This is a genomic window from Citricoccus sp. CH26A (genome assembly GCF_000224415.1).
Taxonomy (GTDB): domain Bacteria; phylum Actinomycetota; class Actinomycetes; order Actinomycetales; family Micrococcaceae; genus Citricoccus.
Window position 1 is genome coordinate 14,019 of record NZ_AFXQ01000010.1, and the last position, 17,954, is coordinate 31,972.

Here is a 17,954-nt window from a genome sequence, read left to right on the forward strand (position 1 = left end):
CTGCTCACACCGTAAGGGGGCCGGTGGGGGAGGGAAACGTGGTCGTGTACTCGGGTGCCACTGGTGCTGATGGTGGTGCAGGGGCTGGTCGCGCAGTGAAGGCAGGCAGGCGCCGTGCTGGGGTGCAGCGGGTCAGATCCAGGATCCGGAGGGATTCAGCCAGTCCACGTAACGCTGGATGACCGGCCAGGCGCCTTCGGAGTCGTTGGAGACGATGGTGACGGTGGTCCGGGTGGTCGGGTCGAAGCGGGTGCGCACCGAGACCCCGGGGTCGTAGCCCTCCAGGATCCAGCCGGGGCCGTCCTCGTCGAGCCAGAAGCCCATCCCGCAGCGCAGTCCCTCGTACTCGTCGTGGTGCCGGGGGCGGGTCATCTCCGCCAGAGCCCCACGGGAGACGATCCTGCCGTCCGCCAGGGCGCGCCAGAACCTGCTGAGGTCCTCGACCGTGGAGACCGCGCCGCCGTCGCCGTTGCCGCGCACCGGCAGGTGCAGCACGTTGGTGCGCACCGAGTCGCACCGCAGGTACCCGGTGGCGGTGCCCGCGGCGGGCTCGTCCAGCCGGGGATACCCGGTGGCGCCCATGCCCGCAGGGGCGAGCACCCGCTCGGTGACCAGCTCGTGGAAGCTCCGGCCGCAGGCGCGCTCCGCGGCCAGGGCCAGGACGATGTACCCGCCGTTGTTGTAGGCGAACCGTTCCCCGGGCCGGGAGACCTGCGGGCAGTGCAGCACCTGCAGGAACCCCTCGGTCTCGGCCAGCGTGTGCGTGGGGACGGGCAGCACGTAGTCGGTGACCTCCCAGTCGGCCGACTCGTCCAGGTAGTCGCCGAGGCCCGAGGTGTGGCCGAGCAGGTGCTCCAGGGTCACGTCATCGTCGATCCCCGGCAGGTCCAGGCCGAGCATGGGCCGCACCCTCGAGGTCCGGGACAGGGAGCCGTCCTCGATGAGGGACATGATGACCAGGGCCGTGAACGCCTTGGACACGCTCGCCACCCCGAACCGGGTTTCGGGCGTGTTCGGGATGCGCAGCACACGCTCGGCCAGCCCGTACCCGCGGGACAGCACGGGGGAGCCGTCCACGTCGATGGAGATGGCGCCGGAGAAGTTGTGGCGCAGGGCCGCCTCGTCCAGGACCGAGGCGAGTTCCGTCAGGTCCTCGGCAGGCGTCGAGGAACCCGGAGGGGGAGGGGTTGTCACATGCTCAATCTAGTGCACGGGGGTGGTGCCGGGGAGGATGAGCCGCTGGTGGCGTGGGGTTTTCGCGGGCCCGCGCTGACGGGTGCGGACGCTCCGTAGACTGGACCCCGTGACCTCCGACCCCGCCCCCTGCTCGCGATCGATGCCTCCGCGAACGCCAGCGCCGCCGTCGTGCTCTCCGGCGAGGTCCTCGCCCGCTTCTCCACCACCCAGACCAACACCCACGCCGAGGTGCTCGCGCCCGCCGTGCAGCAGGTCATGCGGGAGGCGAACGTGGCCGCGGCGGACCTCGGGGCCGTGGTGGCCGGCGTCGGGCCCGGGCCGTTCACCGGCCTGCGCGCCGGGCTGGTGACCGCCCGCTCGCTCGCCTTCGCGTGGGGGCTGGACGTGCACGGGGTGATGAGCCTGGACGCGATCGCCCACCCCGCCGCCGAGGACGCCTGGCGCCGCGGCGTCGACGAGTTCGTGGTCGCCACCGACGCCCGCCGCCGCGAGGTCTACTGGGCGCACTACTCCCACGTGGGCGGGCAGTTCCAGCGCCTGCACGGGCCCTTCGTCACCGCCCCGGCCGACGTCACCCCGCTGCCGGTGTACGGGGCCGGTGCCGGACTGTACCCTGACGTGCTGTTCTCGGTCCCGGAGTTCCGCACCACCGTCCCGGACGCCGGTGCCCTGGGCTTGGTCGGCGAGCTCTCCCTGCGCCGGGGCCGGGGCCTGCTGCCCGTGCAACCGCTGTACCTGCGCGAGTCCGACGCCAAGGTCCCCGGGCCGCGCAAGAGGGCGGGCACGGGGGAGCGCTGAGGTCTCGAGAGAGTCACGAGCACGATGGACGGTGGTTCCCGCGGCGTGTCTCACCGTGCATCGTGATCGTAATGACGGCGGTTCCTGACTAGAGTTCGCGCTCGTCCACGACGTCGTAGTCGCGGAACGTGATCTCCCCGTCGACGAGCTCGCGCATCCTCCCCGCGAACTCCGTGGTCTCCGGAAGCTGCGAGTTCTCCATGGCCGACTCGTAGGAGTCGAAGAAGACGACCTCGCAATAGCGGTCCGGGTTGTCGCGGTGCTTCATCCACACGGCCCGGCGAGCCGTGCGTTTCCCCTCCGTGGCCCGCTCCCACTCGGCGAGGACCTCGGCCACCTCCTCGGCCCGGGTGGTGGTGTATTCGATCAGCTGGACGAACGTCATGACGCACTCTCCTTGTACGCGATCCCCTGGATTCAACGGTAGGCCTGGCGGAGAGGGGTGTGAATATCGCACGCACCCCGGACTGGAGCAGTGTGATCTACTCGGGATGATGACAGCTGATCAGACCGATGGAGACCTCGACGCGTCATCGCCCGCGTCGGCGGAAGCGCTCCCGCACCCGCTGACGGGACAGCGCTTCGCCTCCCCCGTGCCGCCGGGCACCGGTTGGCCCGAGGATCCCGCCCTGCCCACGACGCCGGCCGCGGCCTCGGCCGACCAGGTCCGGGACCTGGCGGGGTCGGCGTCCTCGCTGGCCGAGGTCGACGCACGGGTCAGCGTGTGCCGGGCCTGTCCGCGGCTGATCCAGTGGCGCGAGACCGTAGCCGTGGAGAAGCGGCGGGCGTTCGCCGACCAGCCGTACTGGGGCCGGCCCGTGCCCTCCTATGGGGACGAGTCCGCGCGGGTCCTCGTGGTCGGGCTCGCTCCCGCCGCCCACGGCGGCAACCGCACCGGGCGGATGTTCACCGGAGACCGCTCGGGGGACTGGCTGTTCGCCGCGCTGCACCGGGCCGGGTATGCCGAGCGCCCGACGTCCGCGATGGCCGGCGACGGCCAGCGCCTCAGCGGGCTGCGCATGGTGGCCCCCGTGCACTGCGCCCCACCGGACAACAAGCCCACCCCGGCCGAGCGGGCCGCCTGCGGGCACTGGCTGGACCGGGAACTGCAGTTGCTGACCACGGTGGAATCGATCCTGGTGCTGGGCTCGATCGGCTGGCAGTCCCTCCATGCCGCCGCCGCCCGGATCGGCTGGGGCATGCCGCGGCCGCGGACGAAGTTCGGCCACGGGGTGCAGACGGTGTTCACCGTGCCGGGTGATGCTGGCGGCGGGAGCAGTGACGGTGGCGGAACCGCGGGGGAGCGGCGGGTCCGCGTGGTCGGCTGCTACCACGTCTCCCAGCAGAACACCTTCACCGGACGGCTCACCGAGGCGATGCTGGATGAGGTCATCCGTCTGCTGTGACGGACCTGACATCTCGGGGTGCGCGCATCCGTTTCGTGACGGCCTAGTTTCCATTAGGAAGTTCAAACGTCTCCTGCTAACGTGACTCCGGAAGCTGTCCTGACTTGGGTGGCTCTGCTTTATTGCTCCAGGACCCTTGGAGGGGGAACCACATGTCTATCGACCAGAACACGCCGAAGACCACCAATCGTCCGAGCAAGCGCCGCGGATTCAAGCCCGGCCTCGTTGCTGCCGCTCTTGCCGGTGCTCTGCTGATCCCGGCCGCCGCGGTGACCATCGCCGCCGAGCCGTGGGCCGACGGGGCCGCCGTGGCCGCCAGCGCCAATGGCAAGAGCGAGAAGCGCCAGACGGCCGCCGAGGCTGAGTCGGAGATGCGCGAGTGCCGCGACGAGACCAATGCCTACGGCAACGGTGAAGTCTCCCTGGCACTCGTCAAGAAGCTGGCGACCTGCCTCGAGCTGCTGGACAGCGCGGGTGACCCCGAGTCCCCGATCACGGTGAAGGAGGCCCAGAAGCTCATCAAGCAGGGCCTGCAGGCTTTCGAGACCGCCGGATTCAAGCGTGAGCAGATCCCGGGTATCCTCTCCATGCTGAGCGAGTCGCGAATGGTGGAGACCATCGCCGGTGAGCGTGCCAACGATCTGATCGGCCTGATGGCTGGCTCCCAGATCATCGAGGACTACGCCAACCGTGAGATCCAGGGCAACGAGGCATCCAAGAAGATTGCCGAACTCCTCGTGACCATTGACAAGGCAGGTCAGAAGTAACTTCTCCCGATGACGCCCTGACCGGCGTCACCTGCGAGGACTTCGATCGCCCGGTTCCGGTGGCACTGCCACCGGGGCCGGGCGATCTGTGTTCGTCCGGGCTACCATGGCCAGCACCCGACGTCGTCGTCACGGAAGGAGCAGCACCATGAGCACCCAGCGTTTCCCCGATCCGGAGGACCAGGTCGCCACCGGCGCACCCGTGGAGGCCAACGAGGCCGACATCGCGGAGCAGCAGCGGGCCGCCGCCCTGGACGACGGCCAGGACACCATCGGCGCCTCCAGCACCGAGGACCCCGCCCTGGAGAAGGAGCCCGACGAGTGGGTCAGCGGGGACGACCCCATGACCCCGTCCCAGCGGTCCTACCTGGACACCCTGGCCCGGGCCGCCGGTGAGGAGCTGCCGGCCAACCTGACCAAGGCCGAGGCCTCCGTGCACATCGACCGGCTCCGGCGGACCGCCGGAATGTGACGTCCTCGAACCTCCACGTCAGTGCGGGGTTCCGAAGATCGGGGTGGCGGCCCGTGGAGGGCACCGCCTAGGGTGACGAACCTGTGGCCACCCGGGCTCGGGTGGTACCGACACCACACCTCGGACACCCGGGAGGACACACCATGGTCGCCGACCACACCAGCACCCCGCGCCGCACCGCGCCCACCGCCTCGACCGAGGACGCCCCGCGCACCGGCCGCCGCCGTCTGGCCCGTGCCCTCACCGCCGTCGCGGCGTCCGGCGCCCTCCTCGTGCCCGCCGCCGGGGCCGCCGTCGCCGCTCCCGCCACCGACGCCCCGCGGCGGGCTCGGAGGCCGCCTGCCTGGCCGCCTCGTTCCCCGCCGGCCAGACGTGGACCACGGCCGCCGCCGTGGACGAGTGGCTGGCCTGCGTGGGGCTGAGCAACGGTGAGGCCTACGCCGACCCGGGAATCACCCGCGGTGAGGCCGCACAGATCGCCTACCGCGCCGTCGGGGCCGATGAGCCCGCGGGCGCCTCCGTGTTCGCGGACGTCGCCCCCGGCAGCGACTCCGCCACCGCGATCACCTGGCTCGCCAACGCGGGGATCGTCCGTGGGTACGGCGACGGCGAGTTCAAGGCTGACCGTGCGATCTCCCGCGACGAGTTGGCCATCGTGCTGGTCGGTGCCGCCCTCACCGGTGCCGAGGCGCCCGCCGGGGATGCGCCGGCCGCTGCGGCCGGTGACTCGGGCGAGGGCTCGACCGCCTCCGAGGCCACCGCGGACTCCGCCGCCGCTGAGACGACCGCGGACCCGGCCGCCGCCGAGGCACCCACCGAGGCCGCCGTCGTCGGGAACTCTGCGGCGACCGCCTACAAGCGCGACGCCGCCGCGTTCATGGAGGAGTACGGCTGCAAGGGCACCGCGCTGACCATCGTGAAGGCGACCAGCATCGACGGTGCCACCGGCGTGACCTCCGTGACCTCGGGTCAGCCGGCGTCGGTGCAGATCCGGTCCGGCCTGGATGAGTACCAGCTCGAGCACACCGCCGCGCACGAGTGCATGCACGTGCTCCAGCACGCGGTCGCCGACTACGACTTCGCCACCCTGGACGCGATGCTGCAGCCGTACTACTCCGAGGACCTCGTCACGAGCTGGGGCGCGGTGGACATCTACGAGCAGAACGCCGAGTGCGCGGTGCGGTCGCTGGGCTTCCCGCAGGAGTACTCCAGCTATGACGTCGCCTGCACCGAGGCCATGCTGGACGCCGGCCAGGCCATCGCCCTCGGGCACGACCCCCGGGAGGTCGTCGCCGCCGGCTGACCGCCGGTGGACCGCCGGCTGATCACCGGTCGGCCGACGACCGATACCCGCCCGATCGCATCACCGGTCGCATTCCTGAGGACGGAATGTCGACCGGTGATGTGGATCACGCCGCCGCGCCTCTATAGCGTCCGGGTGAGACATTCCCGTTCCACCCTGGAGGACCTATGGACGTGCTGTCCGACATCCGGAAATCGCCCATGACCCCGTTCCAGGTCATGGCCGTCAGCGTTGCGCTGGCTATGATCCTGCTGGACGGGTTCGACGTGGCCGCGATGGCCTACGCCGCTCCATCGCTGAGCGCCGAGTGGGGCGTGGAGCCGGTGATGCTGGGTTACCTGCTCAGCGCCAGCCTGTTCGGCATGGCCGCCGGCTCGATCTTCCTCACCCCGCTCGCCGACTTCATCGGCCGCCGCTGGCTGGCCGTGGGCTCCATGTTCGTCATCACCGTCGGCATGGCGCTGTCCGCGATCGCCCCGGACGCCACCTGGCTGCTCGTGGTCCGACTGCTCACCGGCCTCGGCGTGGGCGGCATGATGGCGAACCTCAACGTCCTGGTTTCCGAGTACGCCTCCGACGCCCGCCGCGGGTCCATCATCGGCATCTACGCCGCGGGCTACCCCATCGGGGCGACCATCGGCGGCGTGGTGGCTGAGCCCATGATCGGGGCCTTCGGCTGGGAGGCCCTGTTCTGGGTGGGCGCCGCCCTCAGCGGCCTGATGTTCCTCATCGCCCTGGCCCTGCTGCCCGAGTCCCTCGACTTCCTGCTGGCCCGCCGCCCCGCCGGTGCGCTCGAGCGCTCCAACCGCATCCTCGCCCGGATGGGCCGCGCCCCGCTGACGGAACTGCCCGCGCTGCCGGCCGCCGACGCCTCCGGCGGCGGCATCGCCCAGATCTTCCGGGGCACCGTACGCTTCCGCACCTTCATGCTCTGGATCGGCTACGCCTGCCTGGTGGCCGCCTACTACTTCGCCAACACCTGGACCCCGCAGATCATCGCGCAGGCCTCCGGCGAGGACACCCTGGGCATCCGCACCGGGACCCTGGCCAACCTGGGCGGGATCATCGGTTGCTTCATCTTCAGCGCGCTGGCCATCCGCTTCAAGTCCAACCGCCTGCTGTTCGGCGCGCTGGCCGCGGCCGCCGGTTCCTACGTCCTGTTCGGTCTCGTCTTCTCCGTGATCCCGGTGGCAATGGGCACCGCCGTGCTGCTGGGCGTGCTCACCACCGCGGGCATCGCCGGCTTCTACGCCGTGGCCCCGGGCGTGTACTCGGCCACGGCGCGCGCCACCGGTATCGGCTGGATGATCGGCATCGGCCGCCTGGTCTCGATCGCCGCCCCCATCCTGGTCGGCTACCTGATCGACGGCGGCTGGGCACCCGAGGGCATCTTCTACCTGTTCGCTATCCCGCTGCTGATCGCCGCCGCTTGCGTGGCCGCCCTCAGCCTGTCGATGAAGCGCGGTGCCGGGACCACCTCGGCCGACGCCACGGCGTCCGCCGCCGCCCCGGCCGCCGCCCGCCCCACCGCCTGAAAGGACCCGACATGACGACGACCACCCAGCCCGGCACCCTGCTCACGCCCGCCCCCGACCGCGCCGACTGGCACACCACCCGGATGGGCCGGTTCCTGGAGGACCTCGAGGCCCGGTACGGCCAGCGATTCGCCACCTACGACGACGCCTGGGCCTGGTCCGTGGCGAACCTCGAGGACTTCTGGAAGGAGGTGTGGGAGCACTTCGAGGTGATCACCCACGCCCCGTACACCGCCGTCCTTCAGGAGCGCACCATGCCCGGGGCGCAGTGGTTCCCGGGGGCACGGATCAACTACGCCGAGCACGTGCTGCGCAGGCTCCGCGAGCGTCCCGACGACGTCATGGTCACCTCCCGGTCCCAGACCACCGGGTCCGTGGAGTGGACCGGGGCGCGGCTGGAGGAGGAGATCGCGCGCATCCAGGCCGGGCTGATCGCCCGCGGCGTGGGCGTGGGCGACCGGGTGGCCGGGTACCTGCCCAACATCCCGGAGACGCTGGCCGCCTACCTGGCGACGACGGCCCTCGGCGCGATCTGGTGTGCCGTGCCCCCGGAGATGGGCCCGCAGTCCGTGCTGGACCGCATCAGCCAGCTCGAGCCGACGCTGCTGATCGCGATCGACGGCTACCGCTACGGCAAGCGCGAGCTCTCCCGCGCCGACGACCTGGCCCGGATCCGGCAGTTCCTGCCCGGCACCCGGACCGTCCTGCTGCCCTACCTGGACCCGAACGCCCAGCCGCCCGAGGGCGCCGAGGGCTGGGCCGCGTTCACCGGCCGGGTCGGAACGGGCCTCGAGGCGAGGGGCGCGGGGGTGAGGGGCGCGGGGCAGGCCGCGGCCGGCGTCGGGACCGGGCCCGCCGTCCCGGAGGTGCACATCGAGCCGGTGCCCTTCGACCACCCGCTGATCGTGCTGTTCTCCTCCGGCACCACCGGACGGCCCAAGGCGATCGTGCACGGCCACGGCGGCATCCTGCTCGAGCACCTCAAGGCCCACGGGCTGCACTTCGGCATGAGCGAGGCCGACAACGCGTTCTGGTTCTCCACCACCGGCTGGATGGTGTGGGCCATGGGGATGTCCTCCCTGCTGCTGGGCGCCTCCGTGGTCCTGATGGACGGGGACCCGAACTGGCCGGCCGCGGATGGGGAGTGGTCCCAGTGGGCGGTCATGGCCGAGACGAAGTCCACCTACATGGGCACCGGCTCCGCCTACCTGGGGGCCTGCGCCCACGCCGGGATGCGTCCCCGCGAGCGCTGGGACCTGTCCCGGCTGCGGGAGATCCAGTGCTCGGGCTCGCCGCTGGCCGCCGACGTCGCCGGCTGGGTGCTCGACGCCGTCAACCCGGACCTGCTGCTGGCCCCCACCTCGGGTGGCACGGACATCTGCGCCGCCTTCGTGGGCGGCAGCCCGCTGACCCCGGTCTGGGCGGGGGAGATGTCCTGCCGTCCGCTCGGGGTGGCCGTGGAGTCCTGGGATCCGGAGGGCCGGCCGCTGCGGGGTGAGGCCGGGGAGCTGGTCTGTACCGCTCCGATGCCCTCCATGCCGGTGTTCTTCTGGGGCGACGAGGACTACGAGCGCTACCGGGACAGCTACTTCGGCGCCTACCCGGGCGTGTGGCGCCACGGTGACTGGCTGGTGCAGACCGAGCGCGGCAGCTGGGTGATCACCGGCCGTTCGGACGCCACCCTGAACCGCGGCGGGGTGCGCCTGGGCACCGCCGAGTTCTACGCCGTGCTGGACGCCCTGCCTCAGGTCAGGGACACCATGGTGCTGCACTTCGAGGACACCGGGGGCATGGGCAAGCTCGTCCTGCTGGCCGAACCGGAGGAGGGCGCGGACGAGGCGGCGCTGGAGCGGACCATCCGCACCACCCTGCGCACCGAGCTCTCCCCACGGCACGTCCCGGACCACGTGGTGTTCGTCCCCGCGATCCCGCGCAACCCCACCGGCAAGCGCCTGGAGATCCCGCTCAAGCGCATCATCCAGGGCGCGGTCCGCGGCGAGGTCATGGACGTGGGCATGGTCGCCCGGCCCGAACAGGTCGACGCCACGGTCAGTCGCGTCCAGCAGGTGCTGGCCGGGGCCTGACGCCTTCCGGGGTCATCTCCGGAGCATCCCGGACGTGGATCGCGCCCGGCACGCCGCCCGCGGGGTCCTCGACCCCTCGGCGGGGTGAGGCCATGTCGACTGTCCCGTCTGGAAGACAGGAGGAGATGCACGCAATTCGGGGGTGACGCGTGCGTGACGAGTGGTTGACGAGTGCGCACCACCCTGTCGACGGGCGTGGGTGAAAAGTACGTTTGTAGCGTGATGACAAGTCCACGTTCACCCCAACTCCGGTGACGATCAAGATGGAACACCACGCGGCTCGCGCATCCTGACAGGCCGATGCGGGCACCAGCCAGCACCCCGCGTCACGGATAGGCCCCGACCGGAGTGTGCGCGACTGCCACTACCGCATTGGAGCGAGATCCATGACCGAACAGATCCTGCACCTCGAATCGATCTGCGACCCGAAGGCCACGATCCGACATCTCACGGACTACCTGGGTCATCTGCGCGCGGACGTCGAGCCCGTTGACGAGAACACCCTCTCCCTCGACACCCTCTCCCTCGACACCCTCGACGGTCCCCCGGACGAGGCCGTCACCGGGTCAGGGTCCGGCCCGTTCGGTATCCGCGCATGGGCCGTACAGGCGTTCCTCCGGGACCGCAACGACGGGACCCTGATCACGCTCCGCGCCCTGGGGGAGGAGACATCCTCCCGGGCCCTGAGCCGACGACGCCCCACCGTTTCCCTGGCCAGCAGCGTGAAGAAGATGGAACGCCTTGCGCGCTTGCTGCGGGCCATGGACGCGGGCGCCAGGATGCAGAGGTTGCACCACGCCTGACGGCAAACGACGTCCGGACGTGACCCTTGCAGTCCGGCCGGGCGCAGGTCACTGGGCGAGCTCAGCGTGCCGCTGCTCGAGGATCCGGGCGGCGGCGCGCAGGGTCTCCACGTGATGGGGCACATCCGCGCGGGTGAAGCGGAGGCTGGGGGTCGCCGTCGTGAGCCCCGCCAGCGGCCGCCCCAGCTCATCCACGACCGCCACGCCGATCCCCACCACGCCCTGCTCCGTCTCCTCGATGTTGGTGGCGTAGCCGTCCCGGCGGATGCGGGTCATCCGGCGCTTGAGCGTGGCCCGGGACTGGATGGTGGCCGTGGGCCAGTCCGGCAGTCCCGCGCGGAACAGCTCGTCCAGCTGCTGGTTGTTGAGCCGGGACAGCAGGGCCTTGCCGCCGGCCGAGGTGAACGCGGGCAGGACGTCCCCGGTGCGGGAGGCGATGCGCAGGGAGTGCCCGGACTCGATCCCGTCCAGGAACAGGATGTTCCCGCCGCGCAGCACCATCACCTGGACGGTCTCCCCGGTCTCGGCGCGGGCGAGCTCCAGGGCCGGGCGGGCGGCGTCGCGCAGGGCGGCCAGGGCGGGGGAGGTGACTGGCGAGGTCCGGAACGCCGGACCGACCAGGTAGCGGCGCAGGTGGTCCTGGCGGGCGAAGTCCCGGTGCACCAGCGCCGTCAGCAGCCGGTGCGCGGTGGACGGGGCCACCCCCAGATGCGCGGCAGCCTCCGCGACGGATACCGACCCCTGCTCGCGCAGCAGGGTCAACAGCACGAGGGCGCGATCCACCGACTCGATGGGGGAGGAACCGGACGCCATGGGTCCAGCGTAGGACCCAGGAGGAGCGGTCCAGGACGTGGGCGGAGCGACACCGGCCCCGGGCCGAGCGGTGGAGGGCCCGGCGCGGGAGCCGACGTCGGGTGGGGACGCGGGGACCGGCGTCGGGTGCGGGCGCGGGGACCGGCCCGGGGGCCGGCGTCGGGACGTGCGTCAGCCCTGCGCGGCCTCGACGACCCCGCAGGCCAACCGGTCCCCGGCGTCACCGGTCTTGGTGGTGTCCTCGTCCGGTCCCTCCGGGGCGTAGCGCTCGGGAATGTTGGCGTAGTTGTCCGGCGTGGAGTGGATCATCAGGGCCGAGCCGTCCTCGTCGTCGAGGTCCTCGGCCGTGAACCGGTCCGTGTGGAAGGTCAGGTGCCCGTCCCCGGACTCCTGCACCAGCAGGGTGGGCAGGTCCCCGGCGTGCTCCGGGTGCTGGGTCTCGGTCCCGCCCAGGTGGCCACCGGCGGAGAGGAACGCCCCGGTCTTGTCCGGGTTGTCCGGGGCGGCACTGTCCGGCTCGCACTGACCGATCGCGTGGACGTGGAGGCCGTAGAACCCCGGGTCCATCCCGGTGGCCTGCACGTGGAGCTCCATCGCCCCCTCGGCCTCGGTGAACTCCACGGTGCCGACGTCGCCGCCCTCGGCGTCCTTCAGGGCGGCCGTGAACGCCGGCGTCCCACCGGTGCCGGGGCTGGAGGTGTCCCCGCCGGCCATGGGGGACGTGGCGCTCTGGGCGACCTCGGGCGGGGCGGACGAGGCGTCGGCCTCACCGCCCTGGTCGGCGCAGGCCGACAGGGCGACCAGGCCGGTCAGGCCCAGCAGGGCCGCCGCCGTCCGGGCGCGAGTGGTGACTGATGCGTGACGCATGGTGTTTCCTCTCCTCGGACCGTTGCGGCCGACGGTCGGGACAGTGCCGGCCGCGTCACGGCATGGCTCCTCCAACGGTACCGACACGCCCGGGCGCGGTCAGGTGGCCAAAGGTGCCGTCATCACGGTGCGGTGCCGCGGGGGGTGGCCGTGGCCCTGTAGCACCGACTCCACCAGGTGCACCTCCTCCACCGTCCACAGCGGCGGCCGGAACGTCTCCAGCACCCGGATCCAGCGCGTGGCGTTCTCCGACCGGGGCGGGCGGGCCACGGTCAGGTGCGGCGTGAACGCCTTCCCGTCCGGTGCGACGCCGGCCCGGTTCGCCGCGCTGCGCACGCGCCTGGAGAGCCGGGAGAGTTCCTCGGCCCCGTCCTCGACGCCGAGCCAGAGCACGGCCGGCCGGTCCGGGTGGGGGAACGCCCCGGCGCCGTGGATCCCGCACACGAACGAGGGCACGGGCGCGCAAGCCTCCGCGATGAACTCCTCCAGCGGCTCGGCAGCCCGGTCCGGCACGTCCGGCAGGAAGGCGAGGGTCACGTGGAGCTGCTCCGGGGCACTCCACCGCATCCCGGGCCGCGACTGCAGGAACTCGGCGAACTCCTCGCGGATCTCCAGCGGCGGGTAGACCGCCACGAACATGCGCTGTCCCATGCAGGCCAGCGTAGGGGCTTCCCGGTCGCAGTGGTGTCGGTGATCGGCGGGCATCAGCTCAGTGGGATGGGTGGCTGCCCCCAGAGTTACGAGCACGATCGACGGTGATTGGTGCGGCGTGTCCCACCGTCCGTCGTGCTCGTAACCTTCGTCGAGGCACGGGGCAGATCGAATTGAGGGCCCGGGCGGCCAGGAGTAGACCACCCGGGCGGCCGAGAGCTGTGGATAACTCATGCAGGCATGCGGGCCATCGCCGACGCTGGGGTGATGGATCCGAGCGCTCAACGACGTGGTCGGGATGCCGCCATCCCGACGGTCCCTGCCGGCGTGGCCAAGACCGTCTTCACGATCCACGAGGCACGTGCGGCGGGGATGACCGACCATCAGCTCCGCGATCCCCGCCTGAAGGCACCCACGCCGGGCATCCGGATCTGGGACGGGTCCGAGCGGCCGTGGCTCGAATCCGTCCAGGCGATCTCGTCACTGCCCGGCGACCACCACCTGAGCCACACCACGGCCGCACGACTGTGGGGGATCTGGCTGCCTCCCCACCTGGACCGCGACTGGCCCGTGCACGTGACCGGCCGGAAGGGAACCGCGGGGGGCCGGCGTCGGCCGGGAGTGCTCGGCCACAAGGCCAGCCTGGACCCGAGGGACATCACCGAGGCCGGTCCGTTCCGGCTGACGACGCCGGAGCGGACCTGGCTGGACCTCGCCACGCTGGTCCGTGACCCGGATGAGCTGGTCGAGGCCGGTGACGCGCTGTTGCAGCGTCCGGACGGTCCTTCCCGTCCTCCCGGCGTGCTGGGCAGGAACCCGCTCTCGTCCTTCACCGCCCTGGACGCGGCCATGACTCGCCGGCGCAGGACCAAGGGCATCACCGCTGCCCGGGAGGCTCGTGCCCTGCTGCGCGCGGGAGTCGACTCGCCGATGGAGACGAAGACCAGGATGATCATCCTCGGCGCGGGCCTGCCGGAGCCGGTGGTCAACGAGTGGGTGTGGCTCTCTCCCACGCTGGGGCGCCGCCCGGACCTGCACTACGTCCAGTGGAAGATCGCCATCCAGTACGACGGCGAGGGCCACGCCGGACGCGGCCAGCTCAACAGCGACATCCACCGGGACGAGGACTTCACGGCCCACGAGTGGGAAGTCGTGCGTGCCGCCAGCGACATCTCCACGCGTGCCGGCCAGCGGCTCTTCCTGGACCGTCTCCACCGCGTCATCGCCACACAGCGCACACGGCTCGGCGTCTAATGCGCCTGGACATCTGAGGGGCCTGGACGTCTGACACGGGTGGAGGTCTGAGGCGCAGGGACGCCTGACACGCGTGGGCAACTGATGCCCCGAGTTACGATCACGACGCACGGTGACTGCACCGGCGTGTCTCACCGTGCATCGTGATCGTAACCCTGGGGCGCGGGGCGTCACCCTGGAACGGGGTGGCTACTGCCACCGGGTCCGCAGCACCATCTCCAGCTCGAAGCGCACCTCGGGATCGTCCAGCTGCTCCCCGAACAGCTCGCGCAACCGGGACAGCCGGTAGCCCACGGTCTGCGGGTGGATGCCCAGCTCCTCGGCCACGGGCACGCGCTGGCCCCAGTGGACCAGCCAGGACAGCAGGGTCTGTTCCATCACGGGCCGCTTGGCCTCGGTCAGCTCGTCCAGCGGGGCCAGCCGCCGGGAGGCCAGCTCCGCCATCACCTCCGGCTCGGCACCCAGGACCACCCGCCCCAGGTGATCGGCGGCGAAGACGGGGGCCCCGCCGTCGTCGGGCTCCTGGCCTGCCGCACGCTGGGCGGCGACCAGCCGTGCCACCCGGTGTGAGAGCGGGACCCGGTCCCAGCGCGCCGGGGGCCCGATCACGGCCGAGGATCCCGCAAACACCTCCGCCACGCGGGAGCGCAGCCCCGCGACCTCGGGCGCGGCGACGACCGCGGTGGCCTCGGACTCCCGCTCGACCACCAGGCCCGCGGTGCCCAATCGCGTGCGCACGGTGGAGGCCAGCTCCAGCGGCATCACGACGACGGCGATCCGGTCCGGCAGCCGCCAGTCTGCCGCCGCGGCGAGCCGCCGCAGCTCGGCGGGCTGGGTGGTGCCGGCCAGCAGGGCCCCGACCAGGTCGGCACGGCGCAGCTCTCGGGCCCCGGCCCGGGAGGTCTGCTCGAAGGCGTAGGCCTGCACGCTCACCGCGGACAGTTCGTCGATGTACGCCAGGATCGACTCACCCAGGTCCACCACCACGGACATCTCCATGCCCTGTTCGGCACAGGCCTCGGACAACCCGCGGAACGTGATCCGGGCACCCGTGCGGTAGGCGGCGAGCAGGGCGTCCATGCTCCGGCCCTGGCGGTACTCGCCCGCGCCGAGCGCCGCGACCAGTTCGCGGGAATGCTCGTCCAGGGCGGGGGAGTCCGTCCCGGGCAGCGAGAGCAGCTGCTCCAGGGCGCCGTGCACCCCGAGGTAGAGCACCTCGTTGAACCGCTCGGTGCGGGTGATCGCGTAGGCGGGGATCTGGTCCGGGACGACGTCGATGATCTGCTGGGTGACCCGCTCGGCGGCGGGGGCGAGCCTGGCGCCCAGGTCGGCCGGCAGGGACCGCCACGGCGGGCTCAGGCGCTTCGTGCCGGGGGTGTGCTCGAGGGCGGGCGCGGGTGGTCCGCCAGCGAGCGGGTGCGACGAGCGGTCATCCGGCTCATTGTTATTGTCCGGCGATAGTTCCACGGGACCAATCGTACCCGTGCGGTGCAGAAAACTATCTCCGCGCTCTATAAGATGGAGCCATGGCCGGAAAGTCTTTGATCTCCCTACTCGCCTCGGCGATGACCACCCCGCGCTCGCCGCAGGACTTCCTCGCACTGCTGGACCCCGTGCATTCCTCCCGGCAGCTGCGAGGCGTCGTCACCCGGGTGGACCGCTCCGTGCCCGGTTCGGCCACCATCTCCTTCCGCCCCGGTCCGGGCTGGAAGGCCCACCAGGCCGGACAGTGGGCGCGCATCGGCGTGGACGTCAACGGCGTGCGCCAGTGGCGGTCCTACTCCCTGTCCGCGGCGGCGGGGGCCGACCCCGAGATCACGGTGACGGACATCGGGAAGGTCTCTGGCACGCTCGTGCGCCACACGGAGCCCGGCGACGTGCTCTTCCTGGCCCGGCCCGAGGGTGACTTCACCCTCCCCGAACATCCCCGGCCGCTGCTGATGCTCACCGCCGGTTCCGGGCTGACCCCGGTGATGTCCATGATCCGTACCCTGGTGCCCCGCCGCCCGGACGCCGACGTGGTCCTCATCCACTCCGCCCGCACGCCCGACACGTCCCTGTTCCGCGAGGAGCTGGCCGAGCTGGCCGACCAGTTCCCCGGGCTGCGGGTCCACCACCACGCCACCGCGGACGAGGGGCGACTGGACCTCAGCGGTCCCGACGCGCTGGACGAGCTATGCCCGGACTGGCGCGATAGGGCCGCCTACGCCTGCGGTCCCGGTGGATTCCTCGACGACGCCGAGGCCCTCTGGGCGACTGAGTCCCGTGCCGGGCGGGCCGGCTCGGGCGCCGTGGGCGTGGCCAGTGCCGGTGAACCTGCGGCCGGCGAGCTGAAGATCGAACGGTTCCGTGCCGACCTCGTGGTCGGCGAGCCCGGCGCCGGCGGACTGGTGGTCTTCGAGACCTCCGACGTCGAGGCCGACGCCGCCGGTGACGTGCCCCTGCTCGAGGTGGCCGAGGACGCCGGCATCCCCGCCCCGAGCGGTTGCCGCATGGGCATCTGCCACGCCTGCCTGGTGCCGCTGCGCTCCGGGCAGGTGACCGACCTGCGCACCGGTGAGGTCCACGGCGACCCCGGTGAGCTCATCCAGACCTGCGTCAGCGCAGCCGCCGGACCCGTCAGTCTCGGCCTCTGACGCCCCCACAGTTTTCCTCTCCCGACCCCTTAGGAGAATCATGACCCTGATCTCAGACCGCAAGAACTCCACGTTGCTGACCTCCGGCAAGCGCCCCGGCGCCGTCACCGGCCCGGACACCCACAGCTGGGCGCCGGCCGATCCCACGGCCGACGAGACCGCCCACACCGAGGGGACCGGCCGTCGTCGGGACCCGGAGGCCGGACGTACCACGGCCGCGACCGTGCGTCCCGGTTCCCTGGCCGCCACTGGGGGCCCCAGCGTGCGCCCGCCGGCCGCCGCGCACCTGACCGACGAGCAGGTGGCCGAACTCGGCCGCGAGCTCGACGCCGTCCGGGACGCGGTCCTGGCCGAGCGCGGTGCGACCGACGCCGCCTACATCCGCCGCGTGATCCGGCTGCAGCGCGGCCTCGAGGTCGCCGGCCGCGCCTGCCTGCTGGGTGCCGGCAACAAGGTGTCCTGGGTGGCCGGCACCGCCATGCTCACGTTCGCCAAGATCATCGAGAACATGGAGATCGGGCACAACGTGCTCCACGGCCAGTGGGACTGGATGCGCGACCCGGACATCCACTCGACCACGTGGGAGTGGGACTTCGTCACCCCCTCCACGTCCTGGCAGAACACCCACAACGACATGCACCACCGCTGGACCAACGTGATCGGCAAGGACCGGGACGTCGGCTACGGCGTGCTGCGCATGGACGCCGATGAGACCTGGGAGCCCAAGCACATCCTCAACCCGGTCATCAACGCCGGGCTGGCCCCGATCTTCGAGTGGGGCATCGCGTTCTACGACCTGGAGATCCACAAGGTCCAGTCGGGGGAGAAGTCCTACGCGGAACTGCGGAGGGACCTGAAGGTGGTCGGCCTCAAGGCGGCCCGGCAGTTCGCCAAGGACTACGCCGCCACCCCGATCGCCGCCCAGCTGGTGTCCGGCTCCGGGAAGCAGGCGCTGCTCGGCACCATCGTGGCCAACGGCCTGCGCAACATCTGGGCGCACTCCGTGATCTTCTGCGGGCACTTCCCCGAGGGCGCCGAGACCTTCACCGAGGAGATGGTGGAGGGGGAGACCCGCGGCGACTGGTACGTGCGCCAGATGATTGGCTCGTCCAACATCTCCGGCTCCAAGTTCATGCACTTCATGACCGGTAACCTCTCCCACCAGGTGGAGCACCACCTGTTCCCGGACCTGCCGTCCAACCGGTACGCCGAGGTGGCCGTCAAGGTCCGCGAGATCTGCGACCGTTACGGCCTGCCGTACAACACCGGGCCGCTGCACAAGCAGGTCGGCTCGGCCTGGGCCAAGGTGTTCCGACTGGCGCTGCCGAACAAGAAGTAGTCGCCCCGCGCAGGAGCGCGGTCGCTGAT

The 17,954-nt window shown here is 71.5% G+C and carries 17 protein-coding genes; 11 read left to right on the top strand and 6 right to left on the bottom strand.

The window, feature by feature from the left end:
• Positions 1-132 precede the first annotated feature (132 nt).
• Positions 133-1,194 carry a serine hydrolase gene (locus CITRI_RS0107755; protein ID WP_010144149.1) on the bottom strand — a complete coding sequence of 354 codons (1,062 nt, stop codon included), beginning with the start codon at positions 1,192-1,194 and terminating at the stop codon, positions 133-135.
• 129 nt (positions 1,195-1,323) lie between these two features.
• Between CITRI_RS0107755 and tsaB the strand changes: the two genes are divergently transcribed.
• The gene (gene tsaB / locus CITRI_RS0107760) at positions 1,324-1,995 is read left to right on the top strand and encodes a tRNA (adenosine(37)-N6)-threonylcarbamoyltransferase complex dimerization subunit type 1 TsaB (protein WP_040386071.1); all 672 of its coding nucleotides are present in this window, start codon (positions 1,324-1,326) and stop codon (positions 1,993-1,995) included.
• Positions 1,996-2,083: 88 nt separating this feature from the next.
• On the opposite strand, the gene CITRI_RS0107765 is transcribed toward tsaB, so the two are convergent.
• The gene (locus CITRI_RS0107765) at positions 2,084-2,380 is read right to left on the bottom strand and encodes a hypothetical protein (protein ID WP_010144151.1); all 297 of its coding nucleotides are present in this window, start codon (positions 2,378-2,380) and stop codon (positions 2,084-2,086) included.
• Positions 2,381-2,489: 109 nt separating this feature from the next.
• On the opposite strand from CITRI_RS0107765, the gene CITRI_RS0107770 reads away from it, so the two are divergent.
• The 7 genes from CITRI_RS0107770 to CITRI_RS0107805 all read left to right on the top strand — a co-directional run bounded on the left by CITRI_RS0107770 (position 2,490) and on the right by CITRI_RS0107805 (position 10,365).
• Positions 2,490-3,401, top strand: a complete 912-nt coding sequence (locus tag CITRI_RS0107770; protein WP_050813635.1) for a uracil-DNA glycosylase — start codon at positions 2,490-2,492, stop codon at positions 3,399-3,401.
• Positions 3,402-3,553: 152 nt separating this feature from the next.
• Positions 3,554-4,168 carry a hypothetical protein gene (locus CITRI_RS0107775; protein ID WP_010144153.1) on the top strand — a complete coding sequence of 205 codons (615 nt, stop codon included), beginning with the start codon at positions 3,554-3,556 and terminating at the stop codon, positions 4,166-4,168.
• A gap of 148 nt (positions 4,169-4,316) precedes the next feature.
• Positions 4,317-4,640 carry a DUF3072 domain-containing protein gene (locus CITRI_RS16875; protein ID WP_010144154.1) on the top strand — a complete coding sequence of 108 codons (324 nt, stop codon included), beginning with the start codon at positions 4,317-4,319 and terminating at the stop codon, positions 4,638-4,640.
• A gap of 391 nt (positions 4,641-5,031) precedes the next feature.
• On the top strand, positions 5,032-5,943 hold the full coding sequence (locus CITRI_RS16885) for an S-layer homology domain-containing protein (protein WP_010144156.1): 912 nt from the start codon (positions 5,032-5,034) through the stop codon (positions 5,941-5,943).
• A gap of 167 nt (positions 5,944-6,110) precedes the next feature.
• Entirely contained in the window at positions 6,111-7,478 is a 1,368-nt protein-coding gene (locus tag CITRI_RS16890) for an MFS transporter (RefSeq protein ID WP_010144157.1), read from the top strand.
• A gap of 11 nt (positions 7,479-7,489) precedes the next feature.
• Complete coding sequence (locus CITRI_RS0107800) at positions 7,490-9,562, top strand: acetoacetate--CoA ligase (RefSeq protein ID WP_010144158.1); 2,073 nt, start codon at positions 7,490-7,492, stop codon at positions 9,560-9,562.
• Between the two features lie 386 nt (positions 9,563-9,948).
• Positions 9,949-10,365 (top strand): hypothetical protein, encoded by a 417-nt coding sequence (locus CITRI_RS0107805; protein ID WP_010144159.1) that lies wholly within the window; start codon positions 9,949-9,951, stop codon positions 10,363-10,365.
• Between the two features lie 48 nt (positions 10,366-10,413).
• Here the strand turns inward: CITRI_RS0107805 and CITRI_RS0107810 are convergent, their stop codons facing one another.
• The 3 genes from CITRI_RS0107810 to thpR all read right to left on the bottom strand — a co-directional run bounded on the left by CITRI_RS0107810 (position 10,414) and on the right by thpR (position 12,696).
• The gene (locus CITRI_RS0107810; protein ID WP_010144160.1) at positions 10,414-11,178 is read right to left on the bottom strand and encodes an IclR family transcriptional regulator; all 765 of its coding nucleotides are present in this window, start codon (positions 11,176-11,178) and stop codon (positions 10,414-10,416) included.
• A gap of 171 nt (positions 11,179-11,349) precedes the next feature.
• Positions 11,350-12,045: a superoxide dismutase family protein gene (locus CITRI_RS0107815; protein ID WP_010144161.1), complete on the bottom strand. Its 696-nt coding sequence runs from the start codon at positions 12,043-12,045 to the stop codon at positions 11,350-11,352.
• A 99-nt stretch (positions 12,046-12,144) separates the two neighbouring features.
• Entirely contained in the window at positions 12,145-12,696 is a 552-nt protein-coding gene (thpR, locus tag CITRI_RS19620) for an RNA 2',3'-cyclic phosphodiesterase (protein ID WP_029139138.1), read from the bottom strand.
• Between the two features lie 327 nt (positions 12,697-13,023).
• Between thpR and CITRI_RS16895 the strand changes: the two genes are divergently transcribed.
• Positions 13,024-13,950, top strand: a complete 927-nt coding sequence (locus tag CITRI_RS16895) for a hypothetical protein (RefSeq protein ID WP_050813632.1) — start codon at positions 13,024-13,026, stop codon at positions 13,948-13,950.
• A gap of 189 nt (positions 13,951-14,139) precedes the next feature.
• Here the strand turns inward: CITRI_RS16895 and CITRI_RS0107830 are convergent, their stop codons facing one another.
• Positions 14,140-15,417: a helix-turn-helix domain-containing protein gene (locus tag CITRI_RS0107830; protein ID WP_010144164.1), complete on the bottom strand. Its 1,278-nt coding sequence runs from the start codon at positions 15,415-15,417 to the stop codon at positions 14,140-14,142.
• Between the two features lie 59 nt (positions 15,418-15,476).
• Between CITRI_RS0107830 and CITRI_RS0107835 the strand changes: the two genes are divergently transcribed.
• Both CITRI_RS0107835 and CITRI_RS0107840 read left to right on the top strand, forming a co-directional pair.
• On the top strand, positions 15,477-16,586 hold the full coding sequence (locus tag CITRI_RS0107835) for a ferredoxin reductase (protein ID WP_029139140.1): 1,110 nt from the start codon (positions 15,477-15,479) through the stop codon (positions 16,584-16,586).
• Positions 16,587-16,626: 40 nt separating this feature from the next.
• Positions 16,627-17,925, top strand: coding sequence for an acyl-CoA desaturase (locus CITRI_RS0107840; protein WP_010144166.1), 1,299 nt, complete (start codon positions 16,627-16,629; stop codon positions 17,923-17,925).
• The last annotated feature ends 29 nt before the right edge of the window (positions 17,926-17,954 follow it).

Coding starts and splice junctions, on each gene's coding strand:
- CITRI_RS0107765 (WP_010144151.1), bottom strand. CDS start 2,380: ATGACGTTCGTCCAGCTGATCGAATACACCACCACCCGGGCCGAGGAG.
- CITRI_RS0107770 (WP_050813635.1), top strand. CDS start 2,490: ATGACAGCTGATCAGACCGATGGAGACCTCGACGCGTCATCGCCCGCG.
- CITRI_RS0107775 (WP_010144153.1), top strand. CDS start 3,554: ATGTCTATCGACCAGAACACGCCGAAGACCACCAATCGTCCGAGCAAG.
- CITRI_RS16875 (WP_010144154.1), top strand. CDS start 4,317: ATGAGCACCCAGCGTTTCCCCGATCCGGAGGACCAGGTCGCCACCGGC.
- CITRI_RS16890 (WP_010144157.1), top strand. CDS start 6,111: ATGGACGTGCTGTCCGACATCCGGAAATCGCCCATGACCCCGTTCCAG.
- CITRI_RS0107800 (WP_010144158.1), top strand. CDS start 7,490: ATGACGACGACCACCCAGCCCGGCACCCTGCTCACGCCCGCCCCCGAC.
- CITRI_RS0107805 (WP_010144159.1), top strand. CDS start 9,949: ATGACCGAACAGATCCTGCACCTCGAATCGATCTGCGACCCGAAGGCC.
- CITRI_RS0107810 (WP_010144160.1), bottom strand. CDS start 11,178: ATGGCGTCCGGTTCCTCCCCCATCGAGTCGGTGGATCGCGCCCTCGTG.
- CITRI_RS0107815 (WP_010144161.1), bottom strand. CDS start 12,045: ATGCGTCACGCATCAGTCACCACTCGCGCCCGGACGGCGGCGGCCCTG.
- thpR (WP_029139138.1), bottom strand. CDS start 12,696: ATGGGACAGCGCATGTTCGTGGCGGTCTACCCGCCGCTGGAGATCCGC.
- CITRI_RS0107835 (WP_029139140.1), top strand. CDS start 15,477: ATGGCCGGAAAGTCTTTGATCTCCCTACTCGCCTCGGCGATGACCACC.
- CITRI_RS0107840 (WP_010144166.1), top strand. CDS start 16,627: ATGACCCTGATCTCAGACCGCAAGAACTCCACGTTGCTGACCTCCGGC.